Below are 16,097 nucleotides of genomic sequence, written 5' to 3' on the forward strand. Positions count from 1 at the left end.
AACCCCAACCACCGAAAGCGCTTTAACCCCTACGGCCTAATACCCAAGCGTCATATGGGTTATGCCAAGCCACCACAATCGATTTAAAAACAGTCCTTTACAGCATAGATATGACACTACACTTCAACTCAAGCGGCCTTGCCCGCTTCCGGCGGGCCTGACCCCGACCCACCTGCTGCCAAGCACCAGCGTCCCGCCGGCCATTTACGAAGTTCGAGGGCATTATGGCTATCGCCGCGAGCGAGTTGAGTGAATTCGTCATCCGCCCCACCCTGTTGTACCTGGGCCGCTACTGCCCCAGCGCCGAAGCCCTGCTGCTGGGCATTGCAGCCAGCCAGTCGGGCATGGGTTCGGCCCTGCACGACCGTCGTGGCCACGGCCTGTACCGCATCGGCGAACTACGCCACCAATCGATCTGGGACCAGTTCCTGGCCCACGACCCCGAACTGGCCAGCCTGGTCCGCGGCCTCGCCAGCCAGCACGCGTTCCTCAGCGGCCCGCACCTGGAACTGACCGTCAACCTGCGCTACGCCACCGCCATCGCCTGGATGCTGGTCGAAGAAAAGGCGCTGCCGCTACCAGAATCCGACGACCTGCTAGGTCTCGCAAGAATCTGGCGTCAAACATTCCAGCCCCACGCCCGTTTACGCGACTTCACCCAGGCCTGGCAGGCATGCGTCGGCAAACCGGCACTCCAGGCCTGCTGAGAACCATTTTCAAACAACCGGATAAAATCAGCGAATCCGGTCGGATTGTCCTACAAAAACGCGGTATCTCCTGATTTAGAGCCTATAGCGCACGTCCAAAATTATTGATACTTTGCGCTCCGGTGATCCCATGGAGTTCTAATAATGAAAAAAGTAATACTCAAATCCTCACTCGGCCTCGCTGTCGCTTTCGCATCAACTCAACTCTTCGCCAGCGGTTTTGCCCTCAACGAGCAAAGCATCAGCGGCATGGGCACAGGTTTCGCGGGTCGTTCTTCTTCTGCCGATGACGCCAGCACCGTGTTTGGCAACCCTGCCGGCATGTCCCGCCTCAAACGCGAACAAGTGACCGTCGGCGGCGCGGCCATCATTGCCAAGTCCGACATCAAGGGCAGCGGCACCTTCGGCGGCAGCAACGACGGCGACATGGTCCCCGTGGTTGGCGTACCGATGGGCTACTACGTCAAGCCGATCGATGACCACTGGGCATTCGGCTTCGGGGTCTACGTGCCTTTCGGCCTGATCACCGACTACGAGCACGGCTTTGCCGGCCGCTACTTCGGCAGCAAGAGCGAAGTTCAGGTCGTGACCCTGCAACCGACCATCAGCTACGCCTTCAACGACAAGGTCTCGATCGGTTTCGGCCCGACCATCAACCGTATTGACGGCACCCTGGAGTCCGCCGCGCTGAACCGCGCCACCCCAGGCAGCAACGACGGCAAGGTCAAGATCACCGGTGACGACACCGCCGTCGGCTACAACATCGGCGTGATGGTGCAGGCCACCGACAGAACCCGCGTCGGCCTGACCTACCACTCGATGGTCGACTACAAGCTCAAGGGCGACACCAAGATCAGCGGCCCGGGCTTCGGCCCGTTCAGCGGCAGCAAGTTCGACGCCTCGCTGAAGATCAAGACCCCCGAGTCGGTCGACTTCTCGGTCACCCACGAACTGGATGACAACTGGACCCTGTACGCGGGCAGCACCTGGACCCGCTGGAGCCGCCTGGAGTCCATCGTGGTCAACAACGAGGGCACCGGGCCACTGGCACCGGCACTGGGCCAGATCGCCGAAGAACAGAACTGGCACGACACCTGGGCCCACGCCATCGGCGCTGCCTACAAGCTGAACAAGGAATGGACCCTGCGCGCCGGCTTCTCCGTCGACCAGTCGCCAGCCAACAACCAGAACCGTTCGCCACGCATCCCAACCGGCGACCGCAAGGTGTTCAGCCTGGGCGCCGGCTGGAACCCGAGCGACGACATGACCATCGACGTGGCCTACTCGTACCTGATGGAAGAAGACGTCAAGATTCACCAGAGCACCGCCATCACCGACCCTTCGTTCAAGGGCTCGTACAACGCCAAGTACGAAAACAGTGCACACGGCCTGGGTGCTTCGCTGACCTACCGCTTCTGATCGCTGTTGCATGAAAAAACCGCCTTTCAAAGGCGGTTTTTTTATGCCCGTGCGCGCACGCGCCAGGCCTGCGCCAGGCAGTCCTCCACATACGCCATGAAGGCTCGCACCTTGGGCGTCAGCGCCGAGCGGTCGGCCACGCACAGGTAGATGTCCATGGGCGAGGTCTGTGCATAGGCCTGGTGGGGTTGGGCATATTCGAACAGCGGCACCAGTTGCCCGTTCTCCAGGTAAGGCCGCGCCACGAACTCGGCCAGGCGCACGATCCCACCCCCCATCACCGCCATCTGCGCCAGCACGTCGATGTCATCGCTGATCGACACATCCCCGAACTCGGCATCGAAACGCAGGCCGTCACGCACAAAGCCCCACCGCAGAAAGCGGCCGTCCACCGGGTAACGGAACACCAGGCAGCGATGCCCCTTCAAGGCTTCCGGGGTGCCGGGCCGGCCGGCACGCTCCAGGTAGGCAGGCGCTGCGCAACAGATGAACGGGATCTGGGCAACGTGCCGCGCCAGCAGGCCGTCTTCCAGCTGGGGGGTGATGCGCACGCTCACGTCAATCGACTCGCGCGCGTGGTCCACACGCCGGTCGCTCGTAAGCAATTCAATTGAAAGCTGCGGATAGCGCAGGTTGAATGCCGGCATCAGGGGCGCCAGCACATAGCGCGCGAAGGCCGAAGAAGAGGAGATGCACAACCGGCCCTGGGGTTCGCCGTCATCGGCCGTGACGGCCAGCTGCGCCAGTTCCAGATCACGCTCCACATGCCTGACCTTGTCGTAATAGGCGCGACCATTGGGCGTCAACGCCATGCTGCGGGTAGTGCGGGCCAGCAGGCGCACTTGCAGATGGGCTTCCAGGCGCGCGATGTTCTGGCTCACTGCGGCGGCGCTCAAGCCCAAGGTGCGGGCCCCACCGGCGATGCTGCCAGCCTCGACCACCTTGATGAAACTGCGTATCGAGCCCAACAGGTTCACGGCCAAACTCCAGGATTCGTAAGGTTCTCTTTATAAAGACCTAAGCTGGCGTCGTCTACCTCGTACCTTGGCAGCCTGCTAGTCTGGCGCCTCCCCTACCTTCAGGAGCCTGCATGACCAGCCAGACCCGCCCTCGCCCACGCCTGAAACTCGGCGTACGCGCCACCCCCTACGTATTCGCGTTCTACATGTCATCGATCATGGCGCTGCTGATGTGCTTCGTGATCACCGCCGCCAACAGCGGCGTCGGCGAGCATTACCTGGCCAATGTGCTCAAGGCCTACCAGCTGGCCATGCCGGTGGCCTTCGCCTGCGTGCTGGTGGTACGGCCGATCGTGGTCAAGCTGGTGGCCTGGACCGTCCACCCGGGCAAGGCCTGAGCCCACCTCAGGGCTGCGAGGCGATGGCCTTCTCGATGGCAGCCCTGAACGCCGGGTCGTCCGGCTTGGTCAGGCTGGAGAAGCTGGCCACCACCTTGCCCTGGCGATCGACCACATACTTGTAGAAATTCCACCTGGGCGCATTGCTCTGCCTGGCCAGCTCGCGAAACAGCGGCGTGGCGTCGTCGCCGCGCACCTTCTGTGGCTCGGTCATGGTGAAGGTCACGCCGTAGTTGGCATAGCACACCTTGGCGGTCTTCTCGCTGTCGGCGTCTTCCTGCTTGAAGTCGTTGGACGGCACACCGAGCATTTCCAGGCCCTGCCCGTGATAAGCCTTGTAGGTGCTCTCGAGCCCTTCGAATTGCGGCGCGAAGCCGCAATAGCTGGCGGTGTTGATCACCACCAGCGGCTTGCCGGCGAAGCGCTCGCACAGGTTCACCTGTTCCTTTGCGCGCAGCTTGGGCAACTCGCCCTGCAGCAAGGCCGGGCAGTCGGCGGCCAGCACGGCCCCCGAACCAGCCAGTATCAATAGCGGTACCAACAGCCAGCGTGCGTACATGGTGCGTCTCCCTTGCCTGAGTGCAGGGGTTCAGCTTACGCCTAGCACACGCCCATGCCCAACTGCATCAGCGCCAGACCACCCTGGTGCCAGCCCCACCACACCAGCGCCAGCACCAGGCCAGCCAGCACCAACGCTACCAGGCGCGCGGTCATGCCGCCTCCGGCCGCGCCTGCAGCCGCGCCACCGGGCGCTCGCGCACCGGCCAGTTGAGCGCGGCAGCCAGCAGGCTGAGCAGGATCGAGATCTGCCACACCAGGTCATAGTTGCCGGTACGGTCGTACACCACACCGCCCAGCCAGCCGCCCAGGAATGCGCCCAACTGATGGAACAGAAAGACGATGCCGCCCAGCATGGACAAGTTGCGCACCCCGAACAGGGTGGCGACGGTGCCGTTGGTCAGCGGCACCGTCGACAGCCACAGCAGGCCCATGGCGATACCGAACAGGTAGGCGCTGAACTGGGTCACCGGCGCCCACAGGAACAGCACGATCACCACCGCCCGCAGCAGGTACAGGGTGGTCAACAGGCGCGGCTTGGACATGCGCCCGCCCAGCCAGCCGGCGGTGTAGGTGCCGACGATATTGAACAGCCCGACCAGTGCCAGCACCGTGGTGCCGATGGTGGCCGGCAGGTGCTGGTCGACCAGGTAGGCCGGCAGGTGCACGCCGATGAACACCACCTGGAAACCGCACACGAAAAAGCCCAGCGCCAGCAACCAGAAGCCCGAGTGCGAACAGGCTTCGCGCAGCGCCTGCATCAGGGTCTGTTCGTGCCCCTGGCTGGGCAGCGGGTTATCGCGCAGCATGCCCACCAGCGGCACGATGAAGGCTACCAGCAGGCCCAGCACCAGCAATGCCGCCGACCAGCCCAGCCAGCCGATCAGGCCCAGGGTGCCCGGCAGCATCGCGAACTGGCCGAAGGAGCCTGCGGCGCTGGCGATGCCCATGGCCATGCTGCGCTTGTCTGCCGGCACGGCACGCCCTACCACACCCAGGAACACCGAGAACGAGGTGCCCGACAGGCCGATGCCGATCAGCAGCCCGGCACTGAGCGATAGTGACCACGCCGAGTCCGCCATGCCCATCATCACCAGCCCCACGGCGTAGAGAATGCCGCCGATGATCACCACCTTGGCCGCGCCCAGGCGATCGGCCAGGGCACCGGCAAACGGCTGGGCCAGACCCCAGATCAGGTTCTGCAAGGCGATGGCGAAGGCGAACACTTCGCGCCCCCAGCCGAATTCGGCGCTCATCGGCGCCAGGAACAGGCCGAAGCCATGCCGCACCCCCAGCGACAATGCCAGGATCAGCGCCGCCCCCAACAGCACCCAACCGCTCGTGCGCCATACCGATGTCATTCTTGTTCTCCCAGACCGCCGCAAGGTTACACGGGTATATACCCGCTTATTGGTGTAATACGCTCAAGCCAACTGTTCCAACAGGCGCACCAGTTCATCGCGCTGCCCTTCGCCCAGGTTGCTCACCAGGGCATCCTGGGCCTGCTCCCAGGCAGGCGTGGCGGCCACCAGGCGCGCCAGGCCCTTCTCCGTCAGCAGTACGATGCGGTTGCGCAAGTCGACACCTTCGGCCAACGCCACCAGGCCGTCGGCTTCCAGCACCCGCACGTTGCGACCCAGCGTGCTGCGATCCAGGCCCATGGACTCGGCCAGCACCGAGATGCTGGGCTGATCGAGGCGCTGCAGATGCCGCAGCAGGGAAAACTGGGCGACATTGATGCCGAAGCCCACAAGGGCTTCGTCATAGTGCCGGCTGACCCCACGGGCGGCCCGGCGCAGATGAGTACAGATGCAATGGCTCTTCAACATAGATGCGTGTATATACCCGTAGTTATCAGGATGCAAGCGTTCAGTGGGGTGCGCCATTGAGGGCAAGGCGTTTTCGAATCGGTTCCAACAGGCTGGAGGGCGTGCGCTTGAGCGGGTCCGGCAGGCCCTTTTCGATCGCCTGCCAATAAGCCCACGGCACTTTGGCGCTGCCCAGCTCATAGTCCATCCCGTCCCAACTGTCTTCGCGAAAGCTGTAGAAGGCCCAGTGCACCTGCTGGCGATCGAGGGTGCCCAGTACATCCTCCAGATAGGCGGTACAGCCCGCCCAGCGGCGCATGCAGCCGAACTCGCCGGCCACCAGGCGATTGGCCGGCACCGCGTGCCTGCCGGCCCAGTCCAGCGGGCGCTGCAGATACTGCTGCACCCGGGCCTTGTTCCATTGCGCAACGCTGCCGCCAAAGGGCGCGGGCCCAGGGTAGGCATAGGGCGTGGCGCGCTCCAGGTTGGGCGCGCTGGTGGCCGCGTAGGGTTCGTACATGTGAAAGCTGTAGAGCAGGCGCTGGTCGTCGAGCGCGCCAGGCCAGTACTCGAAGGCATCGGCCGCGGCGTACCAGCCGGCATCGAGCATGATCGGGGTGAGTGGATCGACTTCGCGTATCGCCGCCACCAACTGGCGATACAGCGCCGGCAGGTCGCGGGTGCTGCCCTGCTGCTGTCGGTACCAGGCGCGCATCTGCTCGGCGCTGGCGTGCTCGGCCAGGCCGCCGAGTTTCTCGGGCGCTGGTTCGTTGATCAGGTTGTAGGCCGCCACCGCCGGATGGTCCTTGAGCGCCCGCGCCAGGTCACGCCAGAAGTCGGCGGCCTGGGCCCAGTAGGCCTTGTCCTGCCAGAGCCGGTCATCGAACTGGCCGGCGTTGTTCTGTGCCCAGCGCATGCCGGGCAGTGAGAGGGGCGTGATAACGACCTTGAGGCCTGCGGCGTGCGCGCGGTCCAGGGTGGCCTTGAGCGTGGCAAGGTCGGCGGCCGGCAGCCCTTGGTAGGTATCGGCATTACCGAGCAGAAAATCACGCTGCGCCGCTTGCCACTTGTCATAGGACAACCGCACCCAGCTCGCCCCGTAGCCGTGCAGCGCCTCGAAATAGGCCTGGTCGGGCGGCAGGCGGTTGAAGCTGTTGCCGCCATGGCGCGGCGTGTTCCAGAAGTCGATCAGGTCGGCGGCGTGGGCCGGCAGGGACGAACAGGCGATAAGGCAGGCCAGCAGTTGGTTGCGCATCGGGGCACCCCGCAAAGACAGAGGGACGTAAGGCTAGCGCTTGCGAAGGCTGACCACGTGTTGCATTCAGTTGCAAAACACTACGGATTCATGACCGCAGCGAAGAGCTCCTGACAGCCCCTTCAGAGTGCCAGGCTTACCACCACCGCCAGCTCCAGCAGCTCCAGCAACGCCCCTGCTGTATCCCCGGTGGTGCCCCCCAGGCGCTTGAGCATCACCTGGCGCAGCAGCGCGAACACCAGCAGCGCCACGCCCACGGCCAGGATACCGTTCCATCCCGCCAGCACCAGGCACCCCAAACCGGTCGCCAGCACAACGGCTTTGGCTTCGCCACGCGGCAGATGCTCGGCCAGCGCCTGTCCCAGGCCGCCTGCGCGCACATACGGCGTGCACAGGAACAACCCCAGCATCGCCGCCCGCCCCAGTACCGGTGCCAGTAGCAGGCCCACCGCCTGCCCGCTGTCGACCAGCGCGAGCAACGCGCAGAACTTGAGCAGCAGCACCAGTACCAGCGTCACCACCGCAATCGGCCCGCTGCGCGGGTCCTTCATGATCGTCAGGGTGCGTTCGCGATCGCCGAACCCGCCCAGCCAGGCATCGGCGCTGTCGGCCAGGCCATCCAGGTGCAACGCACCGCTCAACCACACCCAGATGCACAGCAGCAGGGCCGCCTGCAGCATCGGCGGGCTGTCCGCCAGCAGCGCGCTGGCCCCCCACAGCACCCCGCCGAACAACAGCCCCACCAGCGGGTAGCACAGCAGGGAGCGCCCCATCTGCTCGGGCGCGGGCATGCCCGCCAGGCGCACCGGCAGGCTGCTGAGAAACTGCAGGGCAATCCAGAACGCCTGCATCAGGCGATTTCCGCGAAACGACCGTCGGCCGCGCAATGCAGACGGTGCACCGCGCCGTGCCCGACCACCACCTGCAGCAGCTGCTCGCGCGGCAGGCCGCGGGCACGGGCCAGCAGCAGGCGCATCACGCCGCCGTGGGTCACCAGCAGCACGCGCTCGCCGGCGTGGGCCTGATACGCCCGCGCCATGGCCGCCAGCACCCGCTCGGCAAACGCCGTGACCGGCTCGCCACCCGGCGGCGTGAAGGCATAAGGGTCGGCCCAGAACAGCCCCAGGCCCTGTTCGTCGGTAAGCATGAGGTCGGCGGTGCTGCGCCCCTCCCAGTCGCCGAAGTGCAGCTCCTGCAGGCCGGCCTCCAGTTGCATGGGCACGCCCACTTGGCCGGCAAGTTCTTCGGCAAATCGCGTGCAGCGCTGCAGCGGCGAGCTGATGATCCGCGTCCACGGCCCGCCCTCGACCACAGCCGCACGCATCTGCGCCCAGCCAAGTTCGGTCAGCGCGTCGTCCAGGCTGCCGCGCAGCCCACCGCCCAGTTCGGTTTCACCATGACGCAGCAGGTCGACGATCATGTATCGCGGTCCGCCACCGCCGCCTCGGCGAAGGTCGCCATCTGCCCGTGCAGGTCGCAGGCCATGCGCAGCAGCGGTACCGCCAGCGCCGCCCCGCTGCCCTCGCCCAGGCGCAGGCCCAGCTCCAGCAGCGGTTGCGCCTGCAACGCTTCGAGCACCCGCTGGTGCCCGGGCTCTGCGCCGCGATGACCGAACAGCAGCCAGGCCCGGCAACCGGGGTTGATGCGCGTTGCAACCAGCGCCGCCACGGTGCAGATAAAACCGTCCACCAGCACCACGATGCCTTGCTGCGCGCACGCCAGGTACGCCCCCACCAGCGCGGCAATCTCGAAGCCGCCAAAGCACAACAGCTGCTCCAATGGGTCGTCGGCCAGCGCCGCGTGGGTGAGCAGCGCGCGCTCGATCACGCGGGTCTTGTGTTCGACACCGGCAGCATTCAGGCCAGTGCCGGGGCCGGTCAGCTCGCCAGGGGCGCATTTGAGCAATGCACTGGCCACCGCACTGGCAGAGGCCGTGTTGCCGATGCCCATTTCGCCGCCGATGAACAGTTGCGCCCCGGCATCACGCGCACGCAAGGCGCTCTCGCGCCCGGCCTGCAGCGCCAGGCGCCCCTGCTCGGTGGTCATTGCCGGCACCTGGGCGAAGTTGGCGGTGCCCGCCCCGATGCGCAGATGGCGTACACCGGCAAGTTCAAGGGTCAGGTCGACCGTCCCCAGGTCGACCACCTCCAGCTGCGCACCCAACTGGCGGGCCAGCACGCTGATGGCTGCGCCGCCGCCGACGAAGTTCTGCAGCATCTGCCGCGTGACCACCTGCGGATAGGCCGAAACCCCCTCGGCCACCACGCCGTGATCGCCCGCGAAAATCGCGATCCATACCTGCCGCACGCCAGGCTTGAGCTTGCCCTGCAAGCCGGCCAGCTCCACCGCAACCTGCTCCAGCCGGCCCAGTGAGCCGGCTGGCTTGGTCAGCTCGCGCTGGCGCTCCAGCGCCTGTTCGCGCACAGCCAGGTTGATCGGCTGACACGCGTTCTGCCACCAGTTTTGACTCATGTTCAGGCTCCCTTGAGCGTAAGTGGCAGGCCGGCAACGGTCAGCACCACGTGCTGGCAACGTTCGGCAATGGCCTGATGCAGCCAGCCGGCTTCATCGACGTAACGACGGGTCAGCTCGCCCATGGGCACCACGCCCAGGCCGGTCTCGTTGCTGACCAGGATGATTTCACCCGGCAACTGCGCCAGGCAGTCCAGCAGTGCATCGCGCTCGGCGGCCAGGCGCTCGGGGTCTTCGAGCATCAGCAGGTTGGTCAGCCACAGGGTCAGGCAGTCCACCAGCAGGCAACGCTCGGGCGCGGCGGTTTCGCGCAGCACCCGCGCCAGCGCCAGCGGCTCCTCGATCAGCGCCCACTCGGCAGGGCGACGCGCACGGTGCAGTTGCACGCGGGCATTCATTTCACCGTCCAGCGGCTCGCTGGTGGCGATATAGGTCACCGCCAGCGCGCTGTCGACGGCGTATTGTTCGGCCAGGCGGCTCTTGCCCGATCGGGCGCCGCCAAGAATCAGCTTGAGCATGTCAGTCCAGCCCGCAGAGTTGACGAAGCCGGGCGCCGTCCAGGTGCGTGTCCACCAGGTCGGCCAGGCGTTCGATGTCCAGTTCACGCAGAGCATGGTAGTCCACCTGCTGCACATCGTTCAGGCCAGCCCAGCGCAGCAGCGCCGTGCACGAATGCGGCGACTCGAACAGGCCGTGCAGGTAGGTGGCCAGGATCTGCCCATCGGCGCTGACCGCGCCATCGCTGCGACCGTCGGCCAACTGTACGGCGGGCTGCGCCAGCGCCGGCCCGCGGGTGACCCCGGCATGGATCTCGTAGCCACTGACGGGCGCCTGCTCCAGGTTCAGCGTGCCGCTGACATTGCGCAGCTGCTTCTCGGCCTCCAGCTGCGTGCTGTAGTCCAGCCAGCCCAGGCCCGCGCTGCTGCCGGCGGCGCCTTCCAGGCCCAGTGGGTCATGCACGTGGGTCCCGAGCATCTGCAGGCCACCACAGATGCCCAGCAGTTTGCCGCCGTAGCGCAGGTGGCGGGCTATCGCCTCCTCCCAGCCGCGCTCGCGCAGGTGCGCCAGGTCGCTGCGCACGCTCTTGGAGCCCGGCAGGATGATCAGGTCGGCCGGCGGTATCGCGTCGCCCGGCCCGATGAACTGCAGATCCACCTGCGGATGCAGGCGCAGCGGGTCGAAGTCGGTATGGTTGCTGATGCGCGGCAGCACCGGCACGATCACCTTGAGCACCTGCGCGGCTTTCTGGCCCTGGCGCCGGTCCAGGCCATCCTCGGCTTCCAGATGCAGGTCCAGCACATACGGCAGCACGCCCAGCACCGGCTTGCCGGTACGCGCCTCGAGCCAGTCCAGGCCGGGCTGCAGCAGGGCGATGTCGCCACGAAAGCGGTTGATCACGAAGCCCTTGACCCGCGCCTGCTCGCTGGGCGACAGCAGCTCCAGGGTGCCGACCAGGTGTGCGAACACCCCGCCGCGGTTGATATCGGCGATCAGGATCACCGGGCAGTCGACCGCCTCGGCAAACCCCATGTTGGCGATGTCCCCGGCCCGCAGGTTGATTTCGGCCGGCGAGCCCGCGCCCTCCACCATCACCACCGGGTAGGCGTCGCTCAGGCGCTGGTGCGAGGCCAGTACCGCCTGCATGGCGATGGCCTTGTAGTCGTGATAGGCCACCGCGTTCATGCTGGTGACCGCGCGGCCATGCACGATCACCTGGGCTCCGGTCTCGCTGTTGGGCTTGAGCAGTACCGGGTTCATGTCGGTGTGCGGCGCCAGCCCGGCGGCCTGGGCCTGCACCGCCTGGGCACGGCCGATTTCGCCGCCGTCGGCCGTCACCGCACTGTTGAGTGCCATGTTCTGCGGCTTGAACGGCACGACACCCACGCCCTGGCGCGCCAGCCAGCGGCACAGCGCGGTCACCAGGGTGCTCTTGCCGGCATCGGAGGTGGTGCCTTGCACCATCAGGGTGGTCATGGGTGTTCCTTGCGGTAGTCGTCCAGCGCCTGGACCAGGCGCTGCCAATCGGTGTCGGTGGCCGGCAGGCCGAAACGCAGGCTGCCCAGGTGCTCGAACAGGCGCAGCAGGATGCCGCGCCGCGCCATGAACTGGTGCAACTGCGCGGTGTGGGCAAGCTCCAGGTACTGGAACAGGTCGCAGCCGCCGGCCGGCGTGAAACCGGCAGCATCGAGTACCTGCGCCAGGCGTGTGCTGGCCTCGGCACAGCGGGTGATCTGGCGCTGCTGGGCGCCATGGTCGAGCAGGCAGGCCTGGCCCAGCACCCGCGTGGGCCCGGCGATCGACCAGGGCCCCAGTTGTTCGGCCAGCAGCTGCAGCAGTTGACGTTCGGCCAGCACGAAGCCCAGGCGTACACCGGCCAGGCCGAAGAACTTGCCGAACGAGCGCAGCACGATCAGCCCGTTGCGCCAGGTTTCGGCGGCGATGCTGTGTTGCGGGGTGTTGTCCATGAACGCTTCATCCACCACCAGCCAGCCACCGCGCTGGGCCAGGCGGGCGTGCCAGCCCAGCAGGCGCTCGGCGCTCAACAGACGCCCGGTGGGGTTGTTGGGGTTGACCACCACCAGCACATCGAGGCTGTCGAGAAAGAACTCCACCTCGGCCTCGCCGACTTCACGCACGCGGTGCCCGGCGCGCCGCCAGCCCTCGGCATGTTCGGCGTAGCACGGCGACAGCACACCGACCTTGCCACTGCGACGCAAGCGCGGCAGGGCCTGGATGGCGGCCTGGGACCCGGCCACCGGCAGCAGTTGCGGCACGCCGTAGTACTCGCGGGCCGCCTGCTCCAGGCCATCGTCGGTTTCGGGCAGGCGTGCCCAGGCGCGCAACGGGATCTCGGGGATCGCGAAGGGCCACGGCGCGATGCCGCTGGACAGGTCGACCCAGTCCTGCACTGCGATGCCGTACTCCAGCACCGCCCGCTGCAAACGACCACCGTGTTCAAGCATAGAATTGCGCCCCCACGCACAACAGCAGCAACCACAACCACACGCCCTTGCACACCAGTTGCCAACCACGCTCGATGGCGTCGGCATCGGCCGGCGGGCCTTCGCCCAGTTGCGGGCGCTGGTGCAGCTCGCCGTGGTACACCGCCGCGCCGCCCAGCTCGACACCCAGCGCACCGGCGCCAGCTGCCATCACCGGGCCGGCGTTGGGGCTGTCCCACAACGGCGCCTGACGGCGCCAGCAGCTCAGTGCCAGGCGCGTCCTGCCCAGCACCGCGTAGGTCAGGGCCACCAGCCGCGCCGGAATATAGTTGAGCAGATCGTCGATGCGCGCTGCGGCCCAGCCAAAGCGCTCGAAGCGCTCGTTGCGATAGCCCCACATGGCATCCAGGGTATTGCTCAAGCGATACAGCACCACACCTGGCGCCCCCGCCACCACGAACCAAAACAGGGCGGCGAACACTGCATCGCTACCGTTCTCCAGCACCGATTCGGTGGCGGCACGCGCCACGGCGGTGTCATCCAGTTCGCCGGTTTCACGGCTGACCAGGTAGCCCACGCGGCGGCGCGCTTCGTCCAGGTCGCCGCCACGCAGCGCCTCGGCCACGGGCCGTACATGTTCGCCAAGGCTGCGCAGGCCCAGCGCGCAGTACAGCGCCAGTATCTCCACCAGCCAGCCGATGTAGGGCAGCCACGACAGCACAGTGACCAGCAGGGTCAGGGGCACCACCGCCAGAAACCACGCGGTGACGCCATGGCTGCGCCAGCCACGACCGCCGGCATTGAAGCGTTGTTCCAGGCGTCCGGCATAACGGCCGAACGCGACCAGCGGGTGCGCACGCCGGGGCTCGCCCAGCAAGGCATCCAGCGCCACCCCGGCCACACTCAGCAAGGTCACACTCATCAACGCTCTCCCCAATGGTTTTCGTAGAGCATCTCGCTCAATGGCCGCTCGCGGGCCCAGCCTTCGAGCACCAGCATGGGCGCCTCGTAGAACGCCTCGACCGGGCCCAGGCACAGTACCGCCAGCGGTTTGGCACCGGCCGGCATGCCCAGCAGGTCGGCCAGTGCCTGCGGTTCGAACAGCGACACCCAGCCCATGCCCAGGCCCTCGGCACGGGCCGCCAGCCACAGGTTCTGGATGGCGCACGACAGCGAGGCCAGGTCCATTTCCGGCAAGGTGCGACGGCCGAAGATGTGCGCCTCGCGCCCGTCCATCAGCGCCGCCACCAGCACCTCGGCGCAATCGTTGATGCCCTCGACCTTGAGCCGCATGAAATCGTCAGAACGCTGCCCCAGTGCCTCGGCGGTGCGCACCCGCTCCTGCTCCACCAGCGCCTGGATCTGCTGGCGCAGCTCGCGACGGGTGATGCGGATGAAACGCCAGGGCTGCATCAGACCCACGCTCGGGGCCTGGTGCGCCGCCTGCAGCAGGCGTGCCAGCAGCTCGGGGGCCACCTCGCCGCCGCTGAAATGGCGCATGTCGCGGCGCTCGCCGATGGCGCGGTAGACCGCCGCGCGCTCGGCGTCGTTGAAGGCCTGGTCGCTCATGGTGCCAGCAGCGTCGCCAGCGCAGACGGGTTGGACGGGAAGTAGAAATGCACATACGAGGCCGTCAGCCGGCCGCAACGGTACACCGCCTCGGCGCCGCGCCCGCCGTTGGGGCTTTGCCCGCGGGCGATGGGTTCGAGCGCGGTGCTGGTCAGCGAATGGTGATAGGTATGCCCGCGCAGGGTGCCCTCGGGCAGCTCTACCGCTTGCAGGGCCAGGGCCGCCAGGCGCTTCTGCATCACCGCCTCGCCCGGCAGCAGGCCGGCCAGTTCGGCCCGTTCGCCGGCCACATCGGTCACTGCATCGAGCAGGTAGAGCATGCCGCCGCATTCGGCCAGCAAGGGCTTGCCGGCCTGGTGATGGGCCCGGATCGCCGCCAGCATCGGCGTGTTGGCGGCCAGCGCATGGTGGTGCAGCTCAGGGTAGCCGCCGGGCAGGTACAGGCTGTCGCAGTCTGGCAGCAGGCGGTCGTGGATCGGCGAGAAGAAGCTCAGCTGTGCGCCCATCTCGCGCAACAGGTCCAGGCTGGCGCCATAGGTGAATGCGAAGGCTTCGTCGCGCGCCACGCCGATCCGCACGCCGGCCAGCAGTGGCTCGATGCTGCGCGGCTGCGGCGCATCGAAGGCCACCGCCGGCGGCAGGGCCGACTCGCAGCTGTCGCCCAGGGCGTTGGCGGCGGCGTCCAGGCGCAGGTCCAGGTCGGTCAGTTCGCTGGCCTGCACCAGGCCCAGGTGGCGGCTGGGCAGTTCGATGCCGGTTTCCCGCGACAGCCCGCCGTACCAGCGCAGGCCTTCGGTCAGGCTGCCTTCGAGCAGTTGCGCGTGACGCAGCGAGCCCACCCGGTTGGCCAGCACGCCGGCAAACGGCAGGTCGGGCTGGTAGCGTGCCAGGCCCAGGGCCAGCGCGCCGAAGGTCTGGGCCATGGCCGTGCCGTCGATCACCGCCAGCACCGGCACGCCGAAATGCCGCGCCAGGTCGGCGCTGGACGGCGTACCGTCGAACAGCCCCATCACCCCTTCGATCAGGATCAGGTCGGCGTCGGCGGCGGCTTCCCACAGCAGGCGCCGGCTTTCCTCGGCGCCGACCATCCACAGGTCCAGCTGGTACACCGGGGCGCCACTGGCGCGCTCCAGAATCATCGGGTCGAGAAAGTCCGGGCCACACTTGAACACCCGGACCTTGCGCCCCTGGTTGCGGTGCAGGCGCGCCAGTGCGGCCGTCACCGTGGTCTTGCCCTGGCCAGATGCAGGTGCCGCGATCAGCACCGCCGGGCAATGACGGGTTTGCCTCATAGTTCCACGCCCTTCTGGGCACGGATGCCGGCCTGGAAGGCATGCTTGACCATGCCCATCTCGGTCACGGTGTCGGCCAGCTCGATCATCTCGGGCTTGGCGCCGCGGCCGGTGACGATCACATGCTGCATCGGTGGGCGTGCCTGCAGGTCGCCGAGCACCTGGTCGAGGTCGAGGTAGCCGTGCTTGAGGGCGATGTTGAGCTCATCGAGCACTACAAAACCGATGGCCGGGTTCTGCAGCAACTGGCGCGAAACCGCCCAGGCAGCCTCGGCGGCGGCGATGTCGCGCTGGCGGTCCTGGGTTTCCCAGGTAAAGCCCTCGCCCATCACGTGGTAGCGCACCTGTTCGGGGAAGCGGCGGAAGAACAGCTCCTCGCCGGTGCTGTTGCGGCCCTTGATGAACTGCACCACGCCGCATTGCATGCCGTGGCCCAGGGCCCGCGCCAGCATGCCGAAGGCCGAGCTGCTCTTGCCCTTGCCGTTGCCGCTGAGTACCAGCAGCAGGCCGCATTCGTTGGGCGAGTTGGCAATGCGTTCGTCGATTACCGCTTTTTTGCGCAGCATGCGCGCCAGATGGCGTTCGTCGCGATCGGTGGTGTCGGTCATCGGAGGCTCCGTGGGCAACTGGCGCGCACAGGGACCGGGGGGATCGAGTCGGCGCGACAGCAGGTTGGCGATGGCACACGGAAAACGCGCAGGCCCTGCCACTGGCCGGG

18 protein-coding genes are annotated in these 16,097 nt (G+C 66.9%); 3 read left to right on the plus strand and 15 right to left on the minus strand.

The window, feature by feature from the left end; translation table 11 throughout:
• Window positions 1-224: 224 nt before the first annotated feature.
• Both KH389_RS20265 and KH389_RS20270 read left to right on the plus strand, forming a co-directional pair.
• Window positions 225-707 (plus strand): hypothetical protein, encoded by a 483-nt coding sequence (locus tag KH389_RS20265; protein WP_054914682.1) that lies wholly within the window; start codon window positions 225-227, stop codon window positions 705-707.
• A gap of 144 nt (window positions 708-851) precedes the next feature.
• A complete protein-coding gene (locus KH389_RS20270; RefSeq protein WP_043862525.1) occupies window positions 852-2,126 on the plus strand; it encodes an OmpP1/FadL family transporter in 1,275 nt (424 codons plus the stop codon).
• 41 nt (window positions 2,127-2,167) lie between these two features.
• Here the strand turns inward: KH389_RS20270 and KH389_RS20275 are convergent, their stop codons facing one another.
• Window positions 2,168-3,103, minus strand: coding sequence for a LysR family transcriptional regulator (locus tag KH389_RS20275; RefSeq protein WP_054914683.1), 936 nt, complete (start codon window positions 3,101-3,103; stop codon window positions 2,168-2,170).
• Between the two features lie 113 nt (window positions 3,104-3,216).
• Between KH389_RS20275 and KH389_RS20280 the strand changes: the two genes are divergently transcribed.
• On the plus strand, window positions 3,217-3,483 hold the full coding sequence (locus KH389_RS20280; RefSeq protein WP_213606132.1) for a DUF2798 domain-containing protein: 267 nt from the start codon (window positions 3,217-3,219) through the stop codon (window positions 3,481-3,483).
• Window positions 3,484-3,490: 7 nt separating this feature from the next.
• On the opposite strand, the gene KH389_RS20285 is transcribed toward KH389_RS20280, so the two are convergent.
• From KH389_RS20285 to cobO, 14 genes are all read right to left on the minus strand, one after another.
• Window positions 3,491-4,042: a glutathione peroxidase gene (locus tag KH389_RS20285; RefSeq protein WP_043862528.1), complete on the minus strand. Its 552-nt coding sequence runs from the start codon at window positions 4,040-4,042 to the stop codon at window positions 3,491-3,493.
• 151 nt (window positions 4,043-4,193) lie between these two features.
• Window positions 4,194-5,402, minus strand: coding sequence for an MFS transporter (locus tag KH389_RS20290; RefSeq protein ID WP_213606134.1), 1,209 nt, complete (start codon window positions 5,400-5,402; stop codon window positions 4,194-4,196).
• Between the two features lie 63 nt (window positions 5,403-5,465).
• On the minus strand, window positions 5,466-5,870 hold the full coding sequence (locus KH389_RS20295) for a MarR family winged helix-turn-helix transcriptional regulator (protein WP_043862530.1): 405 nt from the start codon (window positions 5,868-5,870) through the stop codon (window positions 5,466-5,468).
• A 40-nt stretch (window positions 5,871-5,910) separates the two neighbouring features.
• Window positions 5,911-7,104, minus strand: coding sequence for a glycoside hydrolase family 5 protein (locus KH389_RS20300; RefSeq protein ID WP_213606135.1), 1,194 nt, complete (start codon window positions 7,102-7,104; stop codon window positions 5,911-5,913).
• A gap of 122 nt (window positions 7,105-7,226) precedes the next feature.
• The gene (locus KH389_RS20305; RefSeq protein WP_213606136.1) at window positions 7,227-7,955 is read right to left on the minus strand and encodes an adenosylcobinamide-GDP ribazoletransferase; all 729 of its coding nucleotides are present in this window, start codon (window positions 7,953-7,955) and stop codon (window positions 7,227-7,229) included.
• Entirely contained in the window at window positions 7,955-8,524 is a 570-nt protein-coding gene (gene cobC / locus KH389_RS20310) for an alpha-ribazole phosphatase family protein (RefSeq protein WP_213606137.1), read from the minus strand. The genes KH389_RS20305 and cobC overlap by 1 nt, the downstream gene beginning before the upstream one ends.
• Window positions 8,521-9,576: a nicotinate-nucleotide--dimethylbenzimidazole phosphoribosyltransferase gene (gene cobT, locus KH389_RS20315; RefSeq protein WP_213606138.1), complete on the minus strand. Its 1,056-nt coding sequence runs from the start codon at window positions 9,574-9,576 to the stop codon at window positions 8,521-8,523. The genes cobC and cobT overlap by 4 nt, the downstream gene beginning before the upstream one ends.
• A 2-nt stretch (window positions 9,577-9,578) precedes the next feature.
• Complete coding sequence (cobU, locus tag KH389_RS20320; RefSeq protein ID WP_054914690.1) at window positions 9,579-10,094, minus strand: bifunctional adenosylcobinamide kinase/adenosylcobinamide-phosphate guanylyltransferase; 516 nt, start codon at window positions 10,092-10,094, stop codon at window positions 9,579-9,581.
• 1 nt (window position 10,095) lies between these two features.
• Complete coding sequence (locus KH389_RS20325; protein ID WP_058541008.1) at window positions 10,096-11,550, minus strand: cobyric acid synthase; 1,455 nt, start codon at window positions 11,548-11,550, stop codon at window positions 10,096-10,098.
• Window positions 11,547-12,539: a threonine-phosphate decarboxylase CobD gene (gene cobD, locus KH389_RS20330; RefSeq protein WP_058541007.1), complete on the minus strand. Its 993-nt coding sequence runs from the start codon at window positions 12,537-12,539 to the stop codon at window positions 11,547-11,549. The genes KH389_RS20325 and cobD overlap by 4 nt, the downstream gene beginning before the upstream one ends.
• Window positions 12,532-13,440: an adenosylcobinamide-phosphate synthase CbiB gene (cbiB, locus tag KH389_RS20335; RefSeq protein WP_213606139.1), complete on the minus strand. Its 909-nt coding sequence runs from the start codon at window positions 13,438-13,440 to the stop codon at window positions 12,532-12,534. The genes cobD and cbiB overlap by 8 nt, the downstream gene beginning before the upstream one ends.
• Complete coding sequence (gene bluB / locus KH389_RS20340; RefSeq protein ID WP_043862539.1) at window positions 13,440-14,087, minus strand: 5,6-dimethylbenzimidazole synthase; 648 nt, start codon at window positions 14,085-14,087, stop codon at window positions 13,440-13,442. Before bluB ends, cbiB begins: the two co-directional genes overlap by 1 nt.
• Window positions 14,084-15,379 carry a cobyrinic acid a,c-diamide synthase CobB gene (locus tag KH389_RS20345; RefSeq protein ID WP_213606140.1) on the minus strand — a complete coding sequence of 432 codons (1,296 nt, stop codon included), beginning with the start codon at window positions 15,377-15,379 and terminating at the stop codon, window positions 14,084-14,086. Before KH389_RS20345 ends, bluB begins: the two co-directional genes overlap by 4 nt.
• Complete coding sequence (cobO, locus tag KH389_RS20350) at window positions 15,376-15,987, minus strand: cob(I)yrinic acid a,c-diamide adenosyltransferase (protein ID WP_043862541.1); 612 nt, start codon at window positions 15,985-15,987, stop codon at window positions 15,376-15,378. The genes KH389_RS20345 and cobO overlap by 4 nt, the downstream gene beginning before the upstream one ends.
• Window positions 15,988-16,097 lie beyond the last annotated feature (110 nt).

The organism is Pseudomonas qingdaonensis (assembly GCF_018398475.1).
In the GTDB taxonomy this organism is placed as follows: domain Bacteria; phylum Pseudomonadota; class Gammaproteobacteria; order Pseudomonadales; family Pseudomonadaceae; genus Aquipseudomonas; species Aquipseudomonas palmensis.